This window comes from Acinetobacter sp. YH12137, from assembly GCF_013418535.1.
In the GTDB taxonomy this organism is placed as follows: domain Bacteria; phylum Pseudomonadota; class Gammaproteobacteria; order Pseudomonadales; family Moraxellaceae; genus Acinetobacter.
In genome coordinates this window covers 1-24,737 of record NZ_VPBW01000021.1, presented here as the reverse complement: position 1 = coordinate 24,737, position 24,737 = coordinate 1, and the positions used below count along the sequence as shown (strand labels likewise).

Here is a 24,737-nt window from a genome sequence, read left to right as displayed (position 1 = left end):
TTTATTTCCCCACTACCTGAATCACGAGCAAGATCATCAGTAGGACAACGACACCGAGCCCCATACTAGATGCATATTCACGCAGTGAACCTGTTTGACGTGAACTGGTAAAGCTATGACCACCTTTAACCAGTGCAGGCAGCACCAGCCAGAAGCCATCAATCGGATCACGGCCGAACAGTTTCGCGAAGAACAAATAAGGCTTCACAAAAACGATGTCATACAGCTTGTCGAAACCAAGTGCATTACGGCAGATGTTGGCAAGGCCCGCACCCAGAGAAGTTTTCGCAAAAGATTTCACAGCGTTGTAAGCAAAAGCAAACAGCACCACGCCAATTGCAAGACCTACCAGTGCAATACCTACTGCTGTGTATTCTGCAGTATGCATGCCATGTTCAAGTGCTTCCGGAATTTCAAATGCAGGAAGTTTAGCCGCATTCAAAATACTTTCCACAGGCGCTTTTAATGCTGCACCCACGAAAGTTGAAAGTACTGCAAGAATTGCCAATGGACCCCAGTAAGTTACACCCTTGATTGCATGGTAAGGTGTGTTTTCTTTACCGAAGAATACCACCCAGATCAGACGGAATGTATAGATCGAAGTCAGGAACGCACCGATTACACCCACCCAGTAAAGTGTGCTGTAAACTGCGATTGATTGGCCTTGTACCCAAACCGCACCCAGGATTGCATCTTTTGAGAAGAAGCCCACAGTGATGAATGGAATTGCAGCCAATGCACCGCCACCAATGGCGAAACATGCAAACAGGAATTTGTTCTTGTAGAACAGACCGCCCATCTTGAAGATATTTTGTTCGTGGTGGTAAGCCAGAATCACTGCACCAGAAGACAAGAATAATAATGCCTTGAAGAATGCGTGAGTCAGCATATGGAACAGACCCGCCTGGTATGCTTCAGCACCTACAGCCATAAACATATAGCCCAACTGACTCATCGTTGAGTAAGCCAGAATACGTTTGATGTCTGTTTGTACCAATGCAGCAAAACCAGCTACCAGTAATGTCACCGCACCAGTAATTGAGATGAACATCATCACTTCAGGTGCAAGTTCAAATACTGTGAACAGACGGCAGCACAGGTAAACACCTGCTGTTACCATTGTTGCAGCGTGGATCAATGCAGAAACAGGAGTCGGACCTGCCATCGCATCTGCCAACCAGGTTTGCAGTGGAATCTGTGCAGATTTACCAGCAGCACCCAAGAACAGCATTAAAGCAGTCCAGATGGTCAATGATGAGCTTTGAGTCATCACAGCCGCAGCATTTTCTACGATGTACTGAGTATTTAGCGTACCGAATTGCTGGAACAGCAAGAACATGGCAATCAGCAGGAATACGTCACCAATACGGGTAACGGTAAATGCCTTGATCGCTGCCACACCGTTTGCAGGATTTTGGTAGTAATAACCAATCAGCAGATAAGAACACAGACCTACACCTTCCCAACCCAGGAATAACAACGCCAGGTTGTCACCCAGTACCAGCAATAACATGCTTGCAACGAACAGGTTGAAGTAAGAGAAGAAACGTGCGAAGTCTTGTTCACCGCGCATGTACCATGATGCAAAGATATGGATCAGGAAACCAACGCCTGTCACCATGCCCAGCATCAACAGAGACAAACCGTCCAGGTGCAGGCTGATGCCCGGTGCAAAACCACCGACATTAAACCAGGTCCAAAGAGGTTGCACCACTGCAGTAGAACCATTGTTGACAAAGTCCATACCCGCAATGAGTGCGAACAATGCTGATAACCCCACAGCCCCTACACCAATAATGGCTGCAACTGTTTCAGGAAGCTTGTGACGCCCTGCCGCTAAAAGGACGAAGCCAATGAGCGGGAATAAAATTGTTAGATATAAATAACTCATCCGCGCATCTCACTAGCAGCATCCACATCCAGATGATGGAAGCGATGATAGAACTGAAGGACGATCGCAAGACCGATACACGCCTCTGCCGCAGCAAGGGTCAGAATCAGAATAAACATGATTTGACCATCAGGCTGTGCCCATGCACTGCCCGCCAGGACGAACGCCAAAGCAGCAGCATTCATCATGATTTCAAGGCTCATTAAAATGAATAGCAGGTTGCGTCGCACCATTACACCGTAAAAACCCAGTGCAAAAAGAATGGATGCAACGATCAAACCATGCTCTAAAGGGATGTTGCCCATTATTGTTGTTCCTCTTCTGCACCTGGTTCACGTTTACCCAAATGGAATGCTGCAACAAGTGATGCAAGCAATAACATCGCGGCAACTTCTACCAACAATAAGTATTGCGTAAAGAGTGATTGACCTACCGCTTTAGGACCGACCATTTCAGTGCCCATCACCATTGAAGGCTGTACGTAATCTGATTTAAGTACCCAAACCAGGATCAGACCAATCAGGAAGCTCATCAATGCCGGATAAGCCCACGCTGATGAAGTCAACCATTTGCGTTCCTGAGCGACAGTCTGTTCGCCCAGGTTCAGCATCATTACCACGAACACGAATAACACCATGATTGCGCCAGCATAAACGATGACTTCAAGCGCACCCGCAAATGGTGCACCCACGATCAGGAACAGCCCTGCTACAGCAAGGAGTGAAACGATCAGGCTTAATAAAGCATGTACCGGGTTCGTATTAGTTACCACACGAACTGTAGAGACGATGGCCACAAGGGCCATTAAATAAAATGGCCACATCATGGTAATAGACTCCGTACATCAACAGGTGCACTTTCACGTTGTGCCTGACCCTTGTCCTTACCAGCAACTGCCATACCGGTGACACGGTAGAAGTTATAGTCAGGATATTTACCAGGACCAGAAATCAGCAAGTGCTCTTTTTCGTAGACTAAGTCTTGACGAACATATTCGCCCAATTCGAAATCTGGTGTCATTTGAATCGCAGTTGTCGGACATGCTTCTTCACACATACCGCAGAAAATACAGCGAGAGAAGTTGATACGGAAAAATTCCGGATACCAACGACCATCTTCACGTTCTGCTTTTTGTAGTGAAATACATCCTACCGGACATGCAACTGCACACAGGTTACATGCCACACAACGCTCTTCGCCATCTGGGTCACGCGTTAACACGATACGACCACGGAAACGTGGTGGCACGATTTCTTCGGCTGGCACTTCCGGATATAAAATGGTGTCACGTTTGCGCGTTGCATGGGTAAAGACCATGAACAACGTACGAACGATTGACCCGAATCCAGCTAGAAATTTAAACATTTTGTTCTCCCTGCTGTCTTAGGCCTGATTCAACAGAATCACAGCACCAGTCACCAAAAGGTTAACCAACGCCAATGGCAAGCAAATTTTCCAACCAAAGTTCATCACCTGGTCATAACGTGGACGCATTAAAGAACCACGCGCCAATACAAACATCATTACGAAGAACGCTGTTTTAATAATGAACCAGAATGCTGGTGGAAGGAAATCAAGACCAAATGGTGCTAACCAGCCACCGAAGAACAGGGTTACGATCAATGCAGAGATCAGTACTACGTTGACGTATTCCGCAACGAAGAACATACCCCATTTCATACCGCCATATTCTACGTGGTAACCTTCCGCCAATTCTTGTTCCGCCTCTGGTTGGTCAAATGGGTGACGGTGCGTTACCGCAACACCTGCAACCACGAAGATCAGGAAGCCTAAGAACTGAGGAATGATAAACCAGACATCTTTCTGTGCTTCTACGATTTCACGCATGTTGAATGAACCGGCAATTGCCACCACACCCATCAGTGAAATACCCAGGAACACTTCATAAGAAATAGTTTGCGCTGCTGAACGTAGACCACCAAGCAATGCGTATTTGTTGTTAGAAGACCAACCACCAAATAGTACTGCATATACCGCAATACCTGCCATTGCCATGAAGAACAACAGACCGATACTCATGTCTGCAACACCTAGATAAGGTGACACAGGAATAACCATGAACGACAGCACCGCAGTTGCCATCGCAACTGCTGGAGCCATACGGAAAGTCAATTTATCGGCAAATTTTGGTGTCCAGTCTTCCTTGAACATGATTTTCAGCATGTCGGCAACAATCTGGAACATACCGCCCGGACCTACACGGTTCGGACCGTAACGGTCTTGCCACAAGCCGAGTAAACGACGTTCAATAAAAGACATCAACGCAGCGATCAGTACTACAACCAGTAAGATCACGATCGCTTGAAGTACTGAATAGGCGATTGGCCAGTTTTCAGCCCACAACGGCGTTTGACGGATTAATTCTTGTTCCATGAATTACGCTCCTACCGCGACTGAAACAGGCTCTGCAAGAGATACCGTTGGTGCAAGACCAATTGGGTAGCCAATATAACCTGTTGGTAAGTATTCAATCACTTGTACAGGAAGAACAATTGAAGTCTCGCCTGCTTTCACAGTGATCTTCTGACCGTCTTGCAGGTTCAAGCGTGTAGCATCCTGTTCGCCCACTGCAAATACTGCGTCAGGAATACGTGATTCCATTGCCGGAGTTTTGATCGTGAACTCACCAGATGCAAAAATGTGATGCATTGGTACCAGACGGAAGCTTTCAGCATTTACAAGCACAGGTGCTGGTGCAACGAAGCTACGCGCTGGACGTTTTGGTAAACGGTCGAATAAACGAACGCCTGAATCACCGCCTTTTAAGTGACCGCCCACTTCATCCTGGTATTTGTTCCAGGCTTGTGGTGAGTTCCAGCCTGCAGACCAGGCAAATGGAATCAGTGGAGATGGTGTTTCATTACCCACATAACCTTCCATAGAGAATGTTAATGCAGAATCGATATCGGTTGGCTGTTTCGGCTCGTGGACAGACAATGGCGCACGCATCGAAGTACGGCCTGAGTAACGACGTGGTTCACGTGCCACTTTCAGACCATGGACACGGAAGCCCGCATCAGGTGCAACATCCAGAATGCCTTCCAGCGCTGGAATGTTTTTTGCCACTGACTCGATCACGTCATCCAGCAAAGTCCAAGAAATCGCTTTGCCTTGTACGCCTGTTTCCAGTGCGTGTAACCAGCGCCAAGATTCTTTGATTGCCAGTTCCGGGTTGTAGTAGTTAGGGTCATACACTTGATAGAAACGTTGTGCACGGCCTTCTTGAGAAACGACAGTACCATCACCTTCAGCAAATGAGGCAGCAGACAATACGATGTTCGCTTTCTTCACAGTCGCAGTTTCAGAGTGATCCAATACGATCACCTGTTTGCCTGCAAGCGCAGCATCAACCTGAGCCGCTGGTAAACGACGGTAAAGATCGTTTTCTACAATTACGACAGTGTCATAGTCTTGTGCAAATGCTTGCTCAAGGCTTTGACCACCGAAGATTGCCAGCCCCATTGAGTTCACTTCAGGAACAGTCAAGGTCAAGCCCGCATTACCCAGATTTTGTGCGACTTGTGCAGCAGCTTCCATGATGGTTGCGTCTTGTAGACTTGTACCAGAGATGATCAGTGGTTTCTTCGCAGCTTTCAACGTATCTGCAATGGTTTGTGCAAATGCTTTCGCATCGTCATCAAGACCAGTGATGACTTCACCTTTTACGCCCGCAGCAATCGCGAAGCCTAAACGTGCGATGTCATTTGGAGAAGCAACCACTTCACCTTCCGCAACGTCAGACAAACGTGTTTGTGTTGCAGCCAGAATGTAAATCGGAGATTTCGCATCTTGGGCAATACGTTGTACAGGTTCAGCCAGCCATTCTTGGGTACGGCGCTCTGCAGCCATTTCCTTGCCTTTATTTTTCGCAGCTTGGCGAACAGATAAAGCCATACGTGGTGCAGTTTGAGTCAGGTCTTCACCCAGAATCAGTACCGCATCATAGCTCTCGATTTCACGCATATTCGGGTTATAAACACCCTCGGTTTGCATGATCGATGCAGCCAGCTCAACCAGATTTTGCTCTTTTTGAGCCATACCGGTTGAGTAATTGTCTTGACCAACTAACTCACGTAGTGCGAAGTTAGCTTCAAGCGATGCACGTGGTGAACCGATCCCCAGTACTTTTTTGCCTTGGATTTTCGCAATTACGGTATCCAATGCTGTATCAACAGAAACAGTTTCTACATTCGTGCCAGTACGGAACTGTGGCTGACGCGGACGGTCTTTACGGTTTACATAACCGGTACCGAAACGGCCTTTATCGCACAGGAAGTATTGGTTAACTTCACCGTTGAAACGGTTTTCAACGCGACGAAGCTCACCATAACGCTCACCTGGAGAGATGTTACAACCTGAAGAACAGCCATGACATACGCTTGGTGCGTACTGCATGTCCCATTTACGGTTATAGCGTTCTGAGTGAGTCTTATCGGTGAATACACCAGTCGGACAAACTTCAGTCAGGTTACCTGAGAATTCAGATTCCAAAGTACCTGATTCCGGACGACCGAAATAAACGCGAGAAGCGTTTGCATATACGCCGAAATCCGTACCGCCCGCATAGTCTTTGTAATAACGAACACAACGGTAACATGCGATACAACGGTTCATCTCGTGCGCAATGAACGAACCAAGTTCTTGGTTGTAATGCGTACGCTTGGTGAACCGGTAACGACGACGGTCATGTTGTGTCATCACAGTCATATCTTGCAGGTGACAGTGGCCACCCTCTTCACAGACTGGACAGTCGTGCGGGTGATTGGTCATCAAGAATTCAACAACAGAAGCACGGAAATCTTTTGCTTCTTTGTCTTCAATCGAGATGTAGGTATTGTCAGCAGCCGGTGTCATACATGACATGACCAAACGACCACGCGTATCTTCTGGATTCGCGTATTGAGTCACAGCACATTGACGGCAAGAACCGACAGAACCTAAGGATGGATGCCAACAAAAGTATGGGATGTCGATGCCAAGACTCAAACATGCTTGCAGCAAGTTTTCCGAGCCGTTGACTTCATACGATTTTCCATCGACATGAATTGTAGCCATAGTCGAATTCCTTAAGCTTGTTCTACGTTGCGGGTTTGAGCGGCAGCATTTACGACTTTCGCTTCAAATTCGCCACGGAAATGTTTGAGTGCGCCCATTAACGGTTCCATAGCACCTGGTGCGTGAGCACAGAAAGTTTTACCAATCCAAAGCTTACGAGTCAGTTCTTGTAAGTGATCGATATCTTCTTTCTTGCCAGTACCATCTTCAAGTGCTTTAAGCGCTTTCACCGCCCAAGGTAAGCCATCACGGCAAGGTGTACACCAGCCACATGATTCACGCGCAAAGAATTCTTCGAGGTTACGAGTCGCTGAAACCATACATTGAGTTTCATCAACCACCATCAATAGACAGGTACCTAAACGTGAACCTGCTTTCATGATGCTTTCCGCATCCATCGGAAGATCGATATGCTCGGCAGCCAGGAAGTCAGTTGATGCACCACCGGGTAACCATGCTTTCAGCTTCAGGCCGTCACGCATACCACCGGCATGTTCTTCAATCACTTCACGTGCAGTGGTACCGAATGGCAGTTCCCATAGACCTGGGAATTTCACCTTACCTGAAGCACCATAAATTTTTGTGCCAGGATCTTTCGATTTACCTGCAGACAGACCGATGTACCATTCTGGACCACGCAACATGATGGCTGGCAAGTTGTTGTAGGTCTCTACGTTGTTCACGATCGTAGGACGACCCCAAGCACCTGCAACCTGCGGGAATGGCGGTTTGGTACGCGGGTTTGCACGGCGACCTTCAAGCGAGTTAATCAATGCAGTTTCTTCACCACAGATATAACGACCCGCACCGGTATGCACGTGTAACTCGAAGCTCCAGCCAGAATCCAGGATGTTGTCACCCAGGTAACCTTTGGCACGAACCTGCTCAAGTGCTTCGTTCAGGTACTTCGCCGCTTCGATGTATTCACCACGGATGAAGATATAACCTTGAGTTGCTTCAAGGGTATAAGCTGCAATCAGCATACCTTCGATCAGCTGATGCGGAAGATCTTCCATCAACAGACGGTCTTTGAAGGTACCTGGTTCCATCTCATCGGCATTACAAATCAGGTAACGTGGACCTGAATTGTCATTTGGCGCCATCAGCGACCATTTGATCCCTGCCGGGAAGCCTGCACCACCACGACCTTTTACGGTTGCAGCCTTTACAACTTCCAGCACTTCTTTCGGTGTCATAGACAGGGCTTTTTTAAAGCCTGCATAGCCTTCAAGCGCTTCGTAGTCATCAACGTGACGGACATTTGCTTGTTTGCTTAGACGCCAAGTCAGTGGATGCGTTTCCGGGTTACCGTCGCCATAAATTGGTTTTGGTTCGGTATTCATACATACTTCTCCAATAACTGTTTAATTGATGTCACTTCCACGAGACCGTGAGTGTCTTCATCAATCATGAGGGTTGGACCTTTGTCACAGTTACCTAGGCAGCAAATTGGAAGCAAGGTAAAACGGCCATCCGCTGTGGTTTGGCCGAACTGGATACCCAATTCACGCTGGAATGCTTCTGCTAAAGTCTCCGCACCCATCAAGAAACACGCAATTGAGTCACACAGTAAAATTACGTGACGACCCACTGGCTGACGGTAAATACGGTTATAGAACGTTGCAACCCCTTCCAAATCGGCAAGGCTCATGCTGAGCATTTGCGCGATGGCATTCATTTGAGCATCGTCTACCCAGCCATTACGGCGTTGTACACACTTCAGCGCATCAAGACACGCTGCACGTGGGTACGGGTAATGCCCAATGTGATGTTCAATTTCGTGGATTTCTTCCGAAGTTAAAATCCCTTCAACATTCACACGTGGCTTTTTATCAGTCAAAATCATCATAATGCGTTTACCCCTTAGCGATCCACGTCAGCCATTACGACGTCGATTGTCGCTAAATAAATGATTAAGTCAGATACAAGACTGCCGTTAATCACAGAAGGCATTTGCTGTAAATGCGTGAAAGTTGGTGTACGAATACGGGTACGGTAACTCATGGTTGACTTGTCTGAAGTCAGATAATAAGTTGACGCCCCTTTCACCACTTCTGCCATCACAGATGATTCACCTGCAGGCATTACAGGACCCCAAGAAACGCTCAAGAAGTGCGTAATCAAGGTTTCAATATCTTGTAATGTTTTGTCTTTTGGTGGTGGAACAGCCAGTGGATGGTCTGCTTTGTACGCACCAGATGGCATATTCTCTAGACACTGCTTAATGATTTTCAGTGACTGTTCGATTTCACGGAAGTGAACAATCACACGAGCATATGCATCGCCTTCGTACTCAACCGGTACTTCGAAGTCGTAATTTTCATAACCGCTATATGGACGGTATTTACGTACGTCAAAGTCGATACCTGTAGCACGCAGACCAGTACCTGTTACGCCCCATGCCAATGCAGATTTCGCATCGTACTGAGCCACATTACGGGTACGACCCACAAATACAGAGTTTTTCAGTGCTGCAGTGTAGTATTCATTCAAACGCTTAGGCATCCAGTCGAGTAAGTCTCGAACCAGTTTTTCCCAACCATTTGGCAAGTCATGTGCAGTACCACCGATACGGAACCATGCTGGATGCATACGGTAACCGGTGATCGCTTCCACGATGTCATACACTTTCTGACGGTCAGCGAACATATAGAATACTGGGGTCATACCGCCGGCATCCTGAATCGCAGTACCGATGTACAGCAAGTGGTTATTGATACGGAACAATTCCGACATCATGACACGGATACATTGTGCGCGGTCTGGCACAGTAATGCCTGCCAATTGTTCCACACCCATCACATACGGCATGTTTTGAGCACAACCACCCAAATAGTCCACACGGTCAGTATACGGAATGAATGAATGCCAAGTTTGACGTTCAGCCATCTTTTCCACACCACGGTGGTGATAGCCGATATCTGGCACACAGTCTTTCACTTCTTCACCATCCAACTGCAAAATTACACGGAACGCACCGTGCGCAGACGGGTGGTTAGGACCCAAATTCAGGAACATGAAATCTTCATCTGCATTACCGCGCTTCAGACCCCAGTCTTCTGGCACGAAACGTAGATGTTCCTGTTCAAAGTCCTGCTTGGCTTTGTCTTGAATATACGGAGTATATTCAGTCGCACGTGCAGAATATTCTTTACGTAGCGGATGACCTTCCCAGTAGGTTGGCAACAAGATACGACGGAGCATTGGATGCCCTTCGAAATTGATGCCGAACATGTCATAAGCTTCACGCTCATACCAGTTCGCATTTGGCCAGATATTCGTTGCGGTCGGAATATTCAGATCGCTGTCGCTTAATGCAACTTTAATACGAATGTCACAGTTACGCTCTAAAGATAATAAATGATAGAACACTGTGAATTCTGACGCAGGCAAACCGTCACGGTGCGTACGTAAACGCTCATCTACTGCAGACAAGTCGAATAGCATCACGTATGGACGTGGCACGGTACGCAAGAACATCAATACTTCTTGTACACGTGCGCGCTCAACCCAAACTGTCGGGAAATCCTCGAAAGTTGTTTGCACAAAGAAGTTCTCACCAAACTTGGTTTTGAGCTCTTCAATGATGGCAAATGCTGGGCGTGAATCAACTGCTGTTGATTCTGGCATAGCAATGTCAGTTTCAGCCATTGGCTTGGCTTCCTATTTAATACAAATTCAGTCAACCTAAACGACAACTACACCCATAGCGGGTGCACAACAAAAAACCGGTCGTTTAAATTATTTAATTTCATCCATAGAGCGTAAGTTCTTCACAGCCACACGCTGGTCTTTCTTACGGTCACGTTCCGGCATCATCTTTGGCTTATACACTGGCTTAAGATCATCACCGATTACCGCAGACAGCGGACGACGCTCTAATTGAATTTGGTCTTGTAACAGCATTAATGCCTGGATCAATGCTTCAGGACGTGGTGGGCAGCCCGGAACGTATACATCTACCGGAATAATCTTATCCACACCTTGTACGACTGAATAAATATCGTACATACCACCTGAGTTTGCACACGCACCCATTGAAATCACCCATTTCGGTTCAAGCATCTGTTCATACAGACGTTGAATTACCGGAGCCATTTTCACGAAGCATGTACCTGCTACAATCATCAAGTCTGCCTGACGCGGTGAAGCACGGATAACTTCGGCACCAAAACGTGACAAGTCATGTACACCGGTCAAAGTCGTTGCATATTCAACGTAGCAGCAAGATGTACCAAAGTTAAATGGCCAAACTGAGTTCTTACGACCCCAGTTCACTGCTGTGTGCATTACATCCTCTAGGCGAGTCATGAACACATTTTTATTCACTTCTTCTTCTAGAAGCGGATCTTCTACAACGATACGCTCTTGAAGTGGATATTCATCAGCATTCGGATTCGCACGGGTTAATGTATATTTCATCCCGAGTTACTCCTTATCAGAGGGTTGAACTTGTGATTTTTTCACAAGACCAGATGATTGAGCTGGGATTTGACCAGTTGGATCCATAACCAATTCTTCAACTGAGTTGAAGCGCGTAATTTCTGCAAGATCCATATTTGGCGAACCAATTTTAGCTTTGTATCCTGCTGCTTTACGTCTGTCTGAAGGTGCCCAGTTCAGTGCGCCTGTCGATAATTCGTAAACCAAACCAACAAGTAAAACCAAAATAAAGATAGCTGCAGTTGCAAAACCAATCCAACCTACTTCACGAACAGAAGATGCCCATGCATACAGGTAAAGTGCTTCGAGGTCGAAGACTACAAAGAAAATTGCAACTAAATAGAATTTCGCAGACAAGCGGATACGAGCTCCACCTGCGCTGACTACGCCTGACTCAAACTGCTCCTGCTTGGCACGGCCCCATGATTTACCCCCGAGGAGTAATGGGACAGTGAGCATAAAGACGCATAAAAATGTAACGCCGATCACGAAGGCAATAATTGCCCATTCGTATGGAGTAATGGCACTCATGCGGGGATAACTCCTGGCAGGCCGATTTATTAACAAAGAATGTATGTATTGGCCTTCAAATACACCAAACACAAAATTAATCCCGCCAATTGTACCTGATTTTGGATTTCACTTGCTAGTTTATAAGCCTTAGTCTTTTGGATGATTTTTTAGACATTCCTAATTTTATTCTGGCTTTAAGCTCATAGAATCTCAACCGATCGTTTTTTTAAATTAAAGTTTAAATTTCCATTATTTTTTTCTAAACCCAGATAGACTTTTAAAGCTATGCATAATTAAGCCTCACTCCTTTTACAGTGGCTGGCTACCCACCCAATGAAACGAAACTTATAAAGAATCAATTAAAAACATTTCACCTTTGCATCATGCTCCGGAAAATAAGTGTGTTTTTAAAAGATGTTTAACATGAATGTTGTCATTCAATTAGAAGCCCCCCTTTTCTACCCGCTCTCGGTAAGCCTTAAAAGAGCAATTGTGTATTTTTGCAACACGTCCAACAGTTTGATTCAGATTATGATATTTCTATTTTTAAACACACTATGACATTTATAAAGTAACAATAAGGAGTCCATGCATGTCTCTACGATTTACCCATAAACCTGATTATTTTTTCTTTGCTCAATTATTGATGCGACATGTAGAAAGCTATATCCAAAAACATCAGGATGCCAGCAATGCAATCTTTGACTTAGGGGATATTCATAAACTTTTCCAGACAGACTATGCCTCTTCCAGCATTAACCTGGACGGTATTATGAATATTGCCGATGAGTACAAGCTTGAAACCTTATCTGGTGACCAGAAGCTAATCCAAAGCTATCAGGTAGATGTTAAAAATAACAAGCTACTGATCAACTTCAATTCTGATGCCTTAAACAGCCTGAAAGAAGGCAAGCCACTGATTGAACCGGATGCTACCATCCATGAATAATCCCCTTTAAATAGCCATAAAAAAACGATACCTATGTATCGTTTTTTCTCACCTAAACTCTTATTCTGACTGATCTGACACTTCAGCTTTTTCCAGCTTTTCGATCGGTTTTTGCTTGATTTTTTTACCGTAACGGCTGGCTGGCCAAATCATGATAAAGCGTGCACCACCCAGTGTCGGACTTTGATCGACCTGAATCTCTCCACCAAACCAGTAAGCAATCCGGCTGACAATAGACAAGCCCAAACCATACCCCCCTGAAGCACGGGTACGACTATCATCCAGTCGGGCAAAAGCTTCAAAGATACGGGCGCGGTCAGCTTCTGGAATCCCCGGACCATCATCTTCTACACAGATATACGCCATGCCCTTAGCATCTAGTCCGCCGCTGATCAGGATTTTCTGCTCACAGTAGCGTACTGCATTACCCACCAGATTTTGCACCACACGATGCAGGTAACGTCGTTCAGCTTCTACGGTTACAGGTACTGACATTGGCAGCACTTCAACTTCTTTGCCAGTTTTTAGAGCATCTGTTTCGACGGCCACCTGCTCCAACACTTCAAACAGATCAATATCTTCAAATTCAATTGAAGGCATGCCCTGTTCCAGTTTGGCATAGGTCATGATTTCATCGATCAAGGTATTTAAGGCTTCAATATCCTTATCGATCTGCTCAACCTGCTGCAAGCGATAATCATAGTCGTCTTCATCTGCCATCATTTCCACAGCAAAACGGATACGGGCAACCGGTGTACGCAGCTCATGCGATACAGCACGCATCAATTCACGCTGCGCTTCAATCAGGCGCTGAATATGGTCCGACATATTGTTATAGCTGGAAGCCAGCGTCGCCATCTCATCACTGCCCTCCACCGGAAGACGCAATGACATGTTCCCGGTTTTCATCTTGTTCAGGGCATAGCTCACTTCACGCAGTTTACGCTGCATTGGCACCAGCAGACCATAAATCCCCAGACTTAAGACAAACAGGCTCAATAAGGTAATTCCGGCAGCTAACTGGAATGGCATCCAGTTAAATAACGGCACTGGCCCCATCACCAGCACTTCAGACGTCGAGCTAGGAATAGGAGAAATGATCGAAATTGTAGTGCCGCGAATTGAGGCACTATCACGATATAAAATAATGCTGTGATCCAGACGCAAACGTCCGATCTGCTCGGAATCTAGTGGCAGGCTCTGGACATTTTCGATCGAGATTGGATAAGAGAAATAGTCCTGAATTCGCTTCAGGTATTCTTTTTCCTGACCTGGGTAGTACACCAGATAGTCCAGAATAAAGACCGGTAAAGCCTTCATCTGACGTTCAGTAATATTATCCGCCTTAATATAAAGATAATGACTTGGATCATCGCGTAGCCCAATGACAATATAAGCTACCCCAGTTTTAGCATCCCAACGCACGACTGCCTTACGGTCAGCCAGACGTCGACCTTCCGCTCGGGTAATATCCACTTTACTGGCTTCGACATAGTAGATCGGCAATTCCAACAGATCAGACGCATCTGAAACCCAATCCATCTTTTGCTGCAGATTAGGCTGTCTCGCAACCCCCTCACTGATGATATATGCCATACCATTAGTCAGGGATTCACGATACTCCTGCGCACGCTGGTAGTTGATGATCTGTACCAGCAGATAGCTGAATACTGCCACCAGGACCACAAGCATGACCAGGCCTGCGTATATCCGCAAAAATATACTGTGTTTAAACACCTATTAATTATCCTGTTTATTCAGGCGGCTAAAGGCACCGATTAGATACCGTTAGTTTCTTTGACGAATAGATAACCTTTACTACGTACTGTTTTAATACGTTTTGGATTTTCAGGATCGTCACCAATTTTTGGACGAATGCGCGAGATACGCACATCAATTGAACGGTCTTGGCCGTCATATTCGATGCCGCGTAGACGCTCGAAGATATCTTCACGTGACAGGATGCGGCCCGCATTTGAAGCCAGCAGCCACAACAGGTCATATTCTGCACTGGTAAAGTCAACCAGCTCACCATTCAAGGTCACTGAACGACCACCATTGTCGATCACCAGGTCATCAAATTCGATGCGCTGAGCCACTTCATCTTCAGGCACCTTGTCGGTACGACGCAATAAAGCACGAATACGAGCCAGCAGGACACGCGGCTGAACCGGTTTAGCGACATAGTCATCTGCACCCATTTCCAGACCTAAGACCTGATCCATATCTTCAGTACGTGCAGTCAGCATTAAAATCGGTTGATGATAATGTGGACGAACTTCACGGCAGATGGTCAAACCATCAGCACCTGGCAACATGACATCTAGAACCACCATGTCTGGTTGCTCAGCAATAATACGACGAATAGCACGGTTGCCATCCGGCTCTACCCCAACCTCAAGACCATTACGGATGAGGTATTCTTGTGTTAAACGAGCAAGACGCTCATCATCTTCAACAATTAGAATTTTAGGTAACTTTTCTTCTTGGCTCATGTGTTGCCCCTTTATTTGATGGACGCATGCTACGGACGTATCCTTTTGAAATCCAATAGATACGTTTTTAATATGCTTGCAATATACACACGTTTACATTGTAAACAAGATAGCGTTCACCAAACCAATACATCAAAGTAGCATTTTGTAATATTTTATCGTGCACATTTCACTCGAATGTGCATTTAACTACCGTTTGTCGGCTTATTTGCATCGATTAAAGCTTAATCTGAACAAAATGTGACTAGTTGATTCAGGCCTTTTTAGTTATCCACAATGTTATCTATAAGCACTTTTTGCCAGCTTTGATATGCTATGCCTTGCCGGATAAGGCTTATGCAAGAATCAATAAAAATTGGTATCTTTTTGCAAAAGATTAAGATAAAACTTCAGAAAAATATTTAGCAAAATGTCAATATTGATCTACCCTAAATTTTCCCGTATCTTGTGTTCAATTAATTTTATAACCACTAGGTCTTGTGTTTATTCCTCGAACACTGTGGCACGATTTTTGCCCAGTTCAAACGGTCCATAAACATAAAAATAGATGACAATGGAGCTATGCTAACATGAGCGTAATCACGTCCACTCCGGGTCAACTTCAGGTGATTAAACGCACCGGTGATGTTGCCGCTTTTGATGCAGAAAAAATTTCTGTTGCAATTGGAAAAGCATTTTTGGCAGTAGAAGGCCAGCAAAGTGCAGATTCGAGCCGTATACACGACCGTATCGAACAATTAACGGAAATGGTTCTGAATACATTCAAACGCCGTTTACCATCGGGTGGCACGATCCATATCGAAGAAATTCAGGATCAGGTTGAACTTGCGCTGATGCGTACTGGCGAACAGAAAGTTGCACGTGCCTATGTCATCTACCGTGAACAACGTTCTGAAGCGCGCAAACAGTTAGGTGCCAACCATCACCCTACACTGCAAGTCACTGATGCAGAAGGTAAGTTAAAGCCGCTTGACTTAAGCGAATTGACTGCGACTGTGACTCGTGCTGCTGAAGGCCTTGAAGGGATCGACGTACAGGCGATTGTCGATGAGACCGTAAAAAACCTTTATAACGGTGTAAAAGAGTCTGACATCTCTACCACAATGATGATGGCAACTCGTACCCGTATTGAGCAAGAACCTAACTATACTTATGTGACTGCACGTCTGTTGCGTGATGACCTGGTGGCTACCGGTTTAGAGTTCTTGGGTCTATCCACTGATACTAATGAAGGTGATGCACTTGAAACTTTCCTGAAAAAAGGGATTGAGTTAGAGCTTCTTTCACCTGAATTGTTAAACTTTGACCTAGCTAAACTGGCTGCAGCGATTCAACCAGAACGTTCAAACCAGTTCACTTACCTAGGTCTGCAAACCCTATTTGACCGTTACTTCATCCACTCAGATGGCGTGCGTTTCGAATTGCCGCAATTGTTCTTCATGCGTGTGTCTATGGGCCTTGCCCTGAACGAAGATAACCGCGAAGACCGCGCAATCGAGTTCTATAACTTATTGTCTAGCTTCGACTACATGGCGTCTACACCTACCCTATTCAACTCAGGTACGTTACGTCCACAGTTGTCTAGCTGCTATTTAACTACGATTGATGATGACCTGTTTGACATCTATGGCGCGATGCGTGATAACGCAATGCTGTCTAAATGGGCAGGCGGTTTAGGTAATGACTGGACTCCAGTTCGTGCCCTGAACTCTTACATTAAAGGTACAAACGGTAAGTCTCAAGGTGTGGTGCCATTCCTTAAAGTTGCCAACGATACTGCTGTTGCGGTAAACCAAGGCGGTAAACGTAAAGGTGCGGTATGTGCATACCTGGAAACCTGGCACCTGGATATCGAAGAATTCCTTGAGCTTCGTAAGAACACGGGTGATGACCGTCGTCGTACCCATGACATGAACACTGCGAACTGGGTTCCTGACCTGTTCATGCAACGTGTATTCGAAGATGCTGAATGGACACTGTTCACTCCTTCTGAAACGCCTGATCTTCATGATCTGACTGGTGCAGAATTCGCTGAGCGTTATGCTTACTACGAAAGCATTGCCAAAGAAACAAACATGTTGCACAAGAAAATCCGTGCAAAAGATTTGTGGCGCAAAATGCTGTCTATGCTGTTTGAAACAGGTCACCCATGGATCACATTTAAAGACGTATGTAACCTGCGTTCACCACAACAACACGTGGGTGTAGTTCACTCTTCTAACCTGTGTACAGAAATTACCCTGAACACCAGCAAAGAAGAAATCGCAGTATGTAACTTAGGTTCGATTAACCTGGTACAACACGTTCAAGGCGGCAAGCTGGATCGTGAAAAACTGGCTCGTACAGTGAAAACTGCGGTTCGTATGCTCGATAACGTGATCGACATCAACTACTACGCGGTTCCACAAGCACGTAACTCGAACCTGAAACACCGTCCAGTCGGTATGGGTATCATGGGCTTCCAGGATGCGCTTTACGAAATGGGTATGGCTTACGGTTCTGACGCTGCGGTTGAGTTTGCTGATGAATCAATGGAAGTGATTTCTTACTACGCAATTTCAACTTCAAGTGACCTTGCTGTTGAACGTGGTACGTATGAAACATTCAAAGGTTCATTGTGGGACCAAGGCATTCTGCCAATCGACTCACTTGACCTGGTTGCGAAAACTCGTCCAGAACGCATGTTTGAAGTGGATCGCACTCAACGTCTGGACTGGGACACTTTACGTGCCAAAGTTCAAAAAGACGGTATGCGTAATTCGAATGTGATGGCGATTGCTCCGACTGCAACTATTTCGAACATTTGTGGCGTGTCTCAGTCAATCGAGCCTACATTCCAGAACCTGTATGTGAAATCTAATCTGTCTGGTGAATTCACAGTGATCAACCCGTACCTGGTACGTGCGTTGAAAGAACGTGGTCTTTGGGATGCAGTGATGGTCAATGACCTGAAACACTTTGAAGGTTCAGTACAAAAGATTTCTCGTATTCCTGAAGAATTGAAAGCAATCTTTGCGACTGCGTTTGAAGTTGAGCCACGCTGGATCGTAGATGCTGCTTCTCGTCGTCAAAAATGGATCGATCAGGCGCAATCTCTGAACCTGTACATCGCTGGTGCAAACGGTAAGAAACTGGACATCACTTACAAGATGGCTTGGTTACGTGGTCTGAAAACCACTTACTACCTACGTGCATTAGGTGCAACTTCTGCTGAAAAATCAACCATTAATACTGGTGCATTGAATGCAGTTAAACCTGCAACTGTTGCGGCTCCTGTAGTTGCAGCGCCAGTGGTTGAAGAGAAAAAACCTGAAGCGCCTGTAGAGGAAGAAGGTTTCACTCAGGCAGCGCCAGTGCCACAAGCATGTTCAATTGACAATCCTGATTGTGAGGCTTGCCAATAATGACAATCCCTCATTTTCTTGTACTAATTATTGTTCTTTTATTGTTGATGGTTTTATTTATGGCTGCATTTACAGCATTAATCATTGCAATAAAAGGTGATGAAAAGTAATCCTTACTATCCATGTACAACAATGTTGTACATGGATTTAGTACAAGAAAATGGATTGTTAAATTACTAAAAAAGGAAAAAACCATGCCCCATATGACTCACAATTACATGTTAGGACTTGTGGCATTGATCCTTTCCTTTGCCGTTACCTTTTACGCACCGATTGCTTATTTCTGGTTTAAAGTTCGCCAGCAACAGCGTAAACAAAATAAGTAGTGGGGATTTATCTCTGAACAAATTCAGAGCATTCATCGACAAAACTTAATTTTGTTTACACAAATTGAGCGTATAGTAAGACATCTCAGCACTGCTGGATGTCTAATAAAAGATATAAAGCAACTAGAGAGAATTGATATGTCTATCCTAAGTTGGGACGATTTCGAAGATGATTCGCAAAAACCGGCTGCACCTGAACAGCAGCCTACGCCCGTCGAGCCGAAAAAAACGGCTAATCCGCAGATGGTATCTGATGCAAGCAACACATCGTCGAATGTGGCAGCTGCACAACCCGCTGCAGCCCCTCGAAGCGCAGGATCAAATTCAACCGATTCACTGGCAAGAGCATCTGCTTCCCTAGACCAACTGGACGTTGCGCCTGGTCTTGAAGAACTTGAGATGGGCGCACAGCGTGTACAGGTTGATGATAAACGTATGATCAACTGCCGTGCTGACTTGAACCAGTTAGTGCCATTCAAATACGAATGGGCTTGGCAGAAATATCTGGATGGTTGTGCGAACCACTGGATGCCTCAAGAAATCAACATGAACCACGACATCGCGTTGTGGAAGTCTAAAAATGGCTTGACTGAAGATGAACGTACCATCGTGATGCGTTCACTTGGTTTCTTCTCTACTGCGGATTCACTAGTAGCAAACAATCTGGTATTGGCGATCTACCGTCACATCACCAACCCTGAATGCCGTCAGTACATCCTGCGTCAGTCATTTGAAGAAGCGATTCATACGCATGCTTACCAGTACTGTATCGAGTCTTTAGGTATGGACGAAGGTGAAGTCTTCAACATGTACCGCGAAGTCCCATCAGTTGCACGTAAAGCGGCTTGGGGCTTGAAATATACACAATCTCTAAGTGATCCTACTTTCAAAACCGGTACACCAGAAAACGACCAGATCTTGCTTCGCAACCTGATCGCATTCTACTGTGTACTTGAAGGTATCTTCTTCTACTGCGGTTTCACCCAAATTCTGTCTATGGGTCGTCGTAACAAGATGAATGGTGTTGCTGAGCAATTCCAGTACATCCTGCGTGATGAATCTATGCACCTGAACTTCGGTATTGATATGATCAACCAGATCAAGATCGAGAACCCACATCTGTGGACTGCTGAATTCCAGCAAGAAGTGATTCAGATGATCCTTGAAGGCACCATGCTTGAAATTGAATATGCACGTGACACGATGCCACGCGGTGTATTGGGCATGAATGCCGGTATGATGGAAGAATACCTGAAATTTATCTGTAACCGTCGCTTGAGCCAGTTAGGCTTGCCTGAACAGTTTACTGGTGTGAACAATCCATTCCAGTGGATGTCAGAAATGATGGATCTACGTAAAGAGAAGAACTTCTTCGAAACTCGCGTAACAGATTATCAAACTGGTGGCGCGTTAAGCTGGTAAGAAATATCACATAATATATAAAGTATTATGATCAAAAAAACCGCCTAAAATGGCGGTTTTTTTATTGGATGAATGCTTAACTTATTTCATCTTTTCAACGATTTGTTCAGCTTTTTTCAGATGTGTCGCTACCGCAGTACGGGTTTGCGTCAACATGCTTTTTAATTCCGCATTTTTCGCATTTGGAATCAATTGTGTATCCAAAGTGTTCAGGGCTTTACGATGTACTTCAACCTGACTCATCATATAGTCTTTATCGGCTGCAGATGGCTTGCTCAGGTCAGTGACAATCTTGTCACTATCACTTTGCAATGCAATACTGAGGCTGCTTGCTTGTGGAGTTAATTTTAAACGGTCTGCCAGAGCCTGGCCTTTTTTCTCGTTCGCTGTATGTTCGCTAATCATCATTTGCGCATACTTACGTGCGTCATCTGTTTTAAGCTTAGGCAAGGCTGTTTTTGCCTGTTTGATTTCACCGTTATTGACCGTACTTACAACCTTAATCACTTGGCTCTCAGTTAAATTCATTCGGCTGTCATTTGATGCTTTAGAATTTGCTTGAGCAGTAGTTGAAGATTGCTGATTCATTGCCATCGTTTGACCAGCAGTGAATAGCAATACACCACTCATCGCAACGCAGTTAATCATCTTCTTCATTAGAATAGCTTTCATCATGACACCCTTTAATGTTTTATTAATTAAAATTGCCTTTATAAAATAGGTGAATTCACTTAAAAACAGTTTAATGTTTAAGTTGTTTTATGAGATCAATATATAAGCATTTATTAACTTAAGCAAAGTCTGTTGGGGATTAGTTTCTTATTCAAACTCTACGTAAAAATTCGCAATATATTCATATTGAATAAAATACTAAAATTAATTAAGTCATTGATTTAAATTATTTTTATAAATATTGGTATATTTTTAGCTTTATTAAATTTATTTCAGTTTTTCTTCCCTTGAATCATTTCTTATTATTCAACAAATTAAGAAAATCTAAATTTAACTAAATTATTTGTTATCGGCTAAATCAACTTCTTATTAATCAGAACTTCTAGCTTTAGATAGTGAAAATTTATTACCTAAATATTTTTATAAAAGCTTGATCTCAAAATAAATTTCCTATGCTACTATCGGCCATATATGAATAATATTTATACAAATCCATAATAGCCAGAAGATAAATAGAGAGGGCTTATGAAAGGTTCCATCCTGGATTTTTCTATTCAAGATAATACGGGTTTTATCACAGGGGATGATAACAACCGCTACAGTTTTAGCGGTGCAGACTGGCGTGGACAACGCCCTCCTTCACGCGGTGACCGGGTTGATTTTATTGTTAACTCAACCGGTCAGGCAGCAGATATTTATCTGGCTTTGGGAAACTCGATTCATCTGGGAGAAAGCATTAGCAATCAGATTAATAAATATTCCAATCTGGATCAGGCTGAAGAGAATTACAGCAGTATCGATTGGTTCGTAAAATGTCTAACCAATTATGCAAACTTTTCAGGTCGTGCACGCCGTAAAGAATTTTGGTTCTTTATGCTGTTTTGTGTAATTTTAAGCATTATTAGTGAAGCCATTGATGCAGTTTTAGGCACCAAACCTTTGGTGAATGGCCTGCTAAATTTAGCGGTTCTGCTCCCAAGTCTGGCTGTAGGGGCACGTCGCTTGCATGACATTGGACGCTCTGGATGGTGGCAATTGCTTGTACTGACAGGGATAGGAGCCATTTTACTCATTATCTGGTGGGCAAGTGATACCAAAAAAGAAAATAATGAATATGGTGCTCCTGCCAAGTAATGGAACATTACATATCCCGTCTTGATACGGGATATGTTTATAGATTATTTAATTTAATATCAAAGCAATACGTAGGCAATTCATGCTGCAAGATCAGTTATCCAAACTTCCCAATGCAATATGGGTGCAAATTTATAAAGATAAAATGCAACTGATGGACAATGAGGGCACGATTGTGCAAACAATGGTCCCTCCCGTTCCCTATGCGCATGAACGCAGCATCATTGCCGACTTTAATGCTGCCTCAGACACCCTAAAACAGCTGGTATCTACTTCAATTGTTCAAAAACTTTGGGGCTCTACAACGCTGCTGCAAGTTATGGATATGCCTGAAGAGGGTCTGACAGCTCTTGAACAGCGTGCCCTGCTAGAATTAGGTTATGAAAATAGTGCACAAAAGGTGATTCTGTATGATCCCGCAGGTCAGGAAATTACGAAAGCGAGCTTAAGCACCACTTATCCTAAAACCAATCTAAAAATCTTTCTGGTTATCTTAATTGTCGTCATTGCTGCTTCTATCTGGTTTTTAACACTTTAAATGCCCATGTAAAATTAAAAAATCCCGCATTAAGCGGGATTTTTTAATTGAAGTTCAATGACATCATAAAATTTTATAAATCATCCATTCTGAACCTGCTGATCAGATTGGATTATATTTAATGATGTCATCCAGCTGTAAAGTTGCACTGTCTACATTCTGCAATATCAGCAAATCAGCGCGCGCAAAGGTGGTATCGGTATCGGAACCATCACGATCGATCGTCACGACTGTATCATCTCCACGTTGTTCGAGCGTGATATAGTTCCCCAGATTTGACGCATCTACTGCCTGATCACTTAATAATGCAGATACATCGATGGTGTCACCTTCAACTGCATTGAAGTCAGTCCAGGTATATGTACCATTGCCGCCAGTTGCATCAGCATTATTTAGTAAATAATAGATCGCTGTATCTGCTCCTGCACCACCTGTCAGGATGTCATCACCTGCACCACCCTGTAACAGGTTATCTGCTGGATCGTCGGCATAGTTAAGAATCTGGTTTACCTGATCAATATTGATCACCAGATTTGCTGAAGCACTTTCCTGATCGGCCTGTCCCGCATTACGCGTTACCGTATATTCAAATACCTCACTCAGTAATGGGCCCTGTCCTACTGCACTATTGTATTCATAACTGAAATTACCATTTTCATAGAGTTTGAGCTCACCATATGTCCCTTCGATAAGGGTAAAGTTACCTCCTTCATCACTTAAATAGAAAGTTACTGGCTGCCCATTAATCTCAGTTAATACGCCACCCGCCCAATTATCCGCTTGTGTGCCGTCGGCTGAAGTTTCATGAATATTGCCTGTTGCACGGTAGATTTCTCCATTGACTTCGTAGACTTCAGCAGTGGTTCCACCAAATAGCGTTAATGGATTACTTAAGGCTTCTTGAGCGATCAGGTCTATTAAGCCATCAACAGCTGGTAAAACATCATCCAGCCCTAAAGTACTTAGCAATGCATTTAATGATCCGAGCAAGGTATTTAAACCAGTCGTTAGGCCAGTTTCTTCAAGCACGGTATCTAGCAAAATATCGCTAACTAGTGGTTCAACCAGGTTATCGAATAATGCCTGGCCTGCACCATCTACCCCTTCTAAAATTCCATTTAGAAGCGCATCTAATGCTGTACCCAATCCTAAAGTAACCCGAATCCTGCTTAAGCCGATGACTTCATAATTTGAATTGTTGGCTTATTTTTATGGATCAGTTGATATGCACACAAGGACGCGTAAATCCCTCCTAGAAATCCATGAACACTACGTGCTTTGCTTGTCACTAAATTGTACTGACCTTTCAATAAACTGAATAAAGTCTCTATCTTATTGCGCTGTTTTAAGTGATATTTATCTGACTCAGAAAGTTGTATAGCCTGCATATTTTTTCGATGATAGGTAATTAAATCAATACCTTGCTCTTTCAACCTACTCTTCAGTTCTTGACTAATATAGCCACGATCTCCATACAACTTTGCTCCCATCTCTTTAACGAGTCTCTCAACCATTTTGATATCAGCCAAATGTCCATTGGATAAAGCAGAACAAGCAATTTCACCAAATTGATTCATCACAATATGTAATTTACAGCCATAAAACCAGCCCATTGAGTTTCTACCACGTGATGCAATTTGGACTAATGATTTATGGCGTTGAATACGTTGATTTTTACAAACTGGCAGAGTTGTTGAATCAATCCATAAATATTGTGTACCTTGGCCTTTCATTAGCGCCACATGTGAAGCGTGTAGAGCTAATTGATGTCTATTAATCAGATGAATCATCCGTTGGTAACAGGGTAAGCTTTTAAATAAATGATTTTTATCCTGTTTCAACCATGTGAAAAATGCTTTGAAATTAGTGAAATG

At 44.3% G+C, this 24,737-nt stretch carries 22 protein-coding genes; 6 read left to right on the top strand and 16 right to left on the bottom strand.

Going from position 1 to position 24,737, the window contains the following annotated elements; genetic code table 11:
• Position 1: 1 nt before the first annotated feature.
• The 11 genes from nuoL to ndhC all read right to left on the bottom strand — a co-directional run bounded on the left by nuoL (position 2) and on the right by ndhC (position 11,941).
• Entirely contained in the window at positions 2 to 1,891 is a 1,890-nt protein-coding gene (nuoL, locus tag FTU72_RS10895) for an NADH-quinone oxidoreductase subunit L (RefSeq protein WP_180012381.1), read from the bottom strand.
• Positions 1,888 to 2,196, bottom strand: a complete 309-nt coding sequence (gene nuoK / locus FTU72_RS10890) for an NADH-quinone oxidoreductase subunit NuoK (protein ID WP_004280769.1) — start codon at positions 2,194 to 2,196, stop codon at positions 1,888 to 1,890. The genes nuoL and nuoK overlap by 4 nt, the downstream gene beginning before the upstream one ends.
• Complete coding sequence (gene nuoJ, locus FTU72_RS10885) at positions 2,196 to 2,714, bottom strand: NADH-quinone oxidoreductase subunit J (protein ID WP_171056685.1); 519 nt, start codon at positions 2,712 to 2,714, stop codon at positions 2,196 to 2,198. Before nuoJ ends, nuoK begins: the two co-directional genes overlap by 1 nt.
• Complete coding sequence (gene nuoI, locus FTU72_RS10880; protein WP_004785079.1) at positions 2,714 to 3,256, bottom strand: NADH-quinone oxidoreductase subunit NuoI; 543 nt, start codon at positions 3,254 to 3,256, stop codon at positions 2,714 to 2,716. Before nuoI ends, nuoJ begins: the two co-directional genes overlap by 1 nt.
• A gap of 18 nt (positions 3,257 to 3,274) precedes the next feature.
• Entirely contained in the window at positions 3,275 to 4,285 is a 1,011-nt protein-coding gene (gene nuoH, locus FTU72_RS10875; RefSeq protein WP_004785081.1) for an NADH-quinone oxidoreductase subunit NuoH, read from the bottom strand.
• A gap of 3 nt (positions 4,286 to 4,288) precedes the next feature.
• A complete protein-coding gene (nuoG, locus tag FTU72_RS10870; RefSeq protein ID WP_180052835.1) occupies positions 4,289 to 6,967 on the bottom strand; it encodes an NADH-quinone oxidoreductase subunit NuoG in 2,679 nt (892 codons plus the stop codon).
• Between the two features lie 11 nt (positions 6,968 to 6,978).
• The gene (gene nuoF / locus FTU72_RS10865) at positions 6,979 to 8,310 is read right to left on the bottom strand and encodes an NADH-quinone oxidoreductase subunit NuoF (RefSeq protein ID WP_004785084.1); all 1,332 of its coding nucleotides are present in this window, start codon (positions 8,308 to 8,310) and stop codon (positions 6,979 to 6,981) included.
• The gene (gene nuoE / locus FTU72_RS10860) at positions 8,307 to 8,816 is read right to left on the bottom strand and encodes an NADH-quinone oxidoreductase subunit NuoE (protein WP_004785086.1); all 510 of its coding nucleotides are present in this window, start codon (positions 8,814 to 8,816) and stop codon (positions 8,307 to 8,309) included. Before nuoE ends, nuoF begins: the two co-directional genes overlap by 4 nt.
• Positions 8,817 to 8,830: 14 nt before the next feature.
• A complete protein-coding gene (nuoC, locus tag FTU72_RS10855) occupies positions 8,831 to 10,618 on the bottom strand; it encodes an NADH-quinone oxidoreductase subunit C/D (RefSeq protein ID WP_034702039.1) in 1,788 nt (595 codons plus the stop codon).
• Between the two features lie 90 nt (positions 10,619 to 10,708).
• Positions 10,709 to 11,389: an NADH-quinone oxidoreductase subunit B family protein gene (locus FTU72_RS10850; protein ID WP_004785090.1), complete on the bottom strand. Its 681-nt coding sequence runs from the start codon at positions 11,387 to 11,389 to the stop codon at positions 10,709 to 10,711.
• Positions 11,390 to 11,395: 6 nt separating this feature from the next.
• Positions 11,396 to 11,941, bottom strand: coding sequence for an NADH-quinone oxidoreductase subunit A (ndhC, locus tag FTU72_RS10845; RefSeq protein WP_004785092.1), 546 nt, complete (start codon positions 11,939 to 11,941; stop codon positions 11,396 to 11,398).
• Between the two features lie 574 nt (positions 11,942 to 12,515).
• Here ndhC and FTU72_RS10840 point away from each other — a divergent pair.
• The gene (locus tag FTU72_RS10840) at positions 12,516 to 12,872 is read left to right on the top strand and encodes a hypothetical protein (protein WP_004785094.1); all 357 of its coding nucleotides are present in this window, start codon (positions 12,516 to 12,518) and stop codon (positions 12,870 to 12,872) included.
• Between the two features lie 60 nt (positions 12,873 to 12,932).
• On the opposite strand, the gene bfmS is transcribed toward FTU72_RS10840, so the two are convergent.
• Both bfmS and bfmR read right to left on the bottom strand, forming a co-directional pair.
• Positions 12,933 to 14,609 carry a sensor histidine kinase BfmS gene (gene bfmS, locus FTU72_RS10835; RefSeq protein ID WP_180052836.1) on the bottom strand — a complete coding sequence of 559 codons (1,677 nt, stop codon included), beginning with the start codon at positions 14,607 to 14,609 and terminating at the stop codon, positions 12,933 to 12,935.
• 41 nt (positions 14,610 to 14,650) lie between these two features.
• Positions 14,651 to 15,367 carry a response regulator transcription factor BfmR gene (gene bfmR / locus FTU72_RS10830; protein ID WP_004785097.1) on the bottom strand — a complete coding sequence of 239 codons (717 nt, stop codon included), beginning with the start codon at positions 15,365 to 15,367 and terminating at the stop codon, positions 14,651 to 14,653.
• A 569-nt stretch (positions 15,368 to 15,936) separates the two neighbouring features.
• Between bfmR and FTU72_RS10825 the strand changes: the two genes are divergently transcribed.
• The 3 genes from FTU72_RS10825 to FTU72_RS10820 all read left to right on the top strand — a co-directional run bounded on the left by FTU72_RS10825 (position 15,937) and on the right by FTU72_RS10820 (position 20,519).
• Positions 15,937 to 18,771, top strand: a complete 2,835-nt coding sequence (locus FTU72_RS10825) for a ribonucleoside-diphosphate reductase subunit alpha (RefSeq protein WP_159124296.1) — start codon at positions 15,937 to 15,939, stop codon at positions 18,769 to 18,771.
• Positions 18,772 to 18,965: 194 nt separating this feature from the next.
• Complete coding sequence (locus FTU72_RS16415) at positions 18,966 to 19,097, top strand: hypothetical protein (RefSeq protein ID WP_005237071.1); 132 nt, start codon at positions 18,966 to 18,968, stop codon at positions 19,095 to 19,097.
• Between the two features lie 138 nt (positions 19,098 to 19,235).
• Positions 19,236 to 20,519 (top strand): ribonucleotide-diphosphate reductase subunit beta, encoded by a 1,284-nt coding sequence (locus FTU72_RS10820; protein WP_180052837.1) that lies wholly within the window; start codon positions 19,236 to 19,238, stop codon positions 20,517 to 20,519.
• An 81-nt stretch (positions 20,520 to 20,600) separates the two neighbouring features.
• On the opposite strand, the gene FTU72_RS10815 is transcribed toward FTU72_RS10820, so the two are convergent.
• Entirely contained in the window at positions 20,601 to 21,191 is a 591-nt protein-coding gene (locus FTU72_RS10815; protein ID WP_180052838.1) for a DUF4142 domain-containing protein, read from the bottom strand.
• A gap of 525 nt (positions 21,192 to 21,716) precedes the next feature.
• Between FTU72_RS10815 and FTU72_RS10810 the strand changes: the two genes are divergently transcribed.
• Complete coding sequence (locus FTU72_RS10810) at positions 21,717 to 22,325, top strand: DUF805 domain-containing protein (protein ID WP_180052839.1); 609 nt, start codon at positions 21,717 to 21,719, stop codon at positions 22,323 to 22,325.
• Between the two features lie 82 nt (positions 22,326 to 22,407).
• On the top strand, positions 22,408 to 22,863 hold the full coding sequence (locus tag FTU72_RS10805; protein WP_034706330.1) for a hypothetical protein: 456 nt from the start codon (positions 22,408 to 22,410) through the stop codon (positions 22,861 to 22,863).
• A gap of 102 nt (positions 22,864 to 22,965) precedes the next feature.
• Here the strand turns inward: FTU72_RS10805 and FTU72_RS10800 are convergent, their stop codons facing one another.
• Entirely contained in the window at positions 22,966 to 24,009 is a 1,044-nt protein-coding gene (locus FTU72_RS10800) for a type I secretion C-terminal target domain-containing protein (RefSeq protein WP_180052840.1), read from the bottom strand.
• 23 nt (positions 24,010 to 24,032) lie between these two features.
• The coding region (locus tag FTU72_RS10795; RefSeq protein WP_180087658.1) for an IS982 family transposase at positions 24,033 to 24,737 on the bottom strand (705 nt) is incomplete at its 5' end.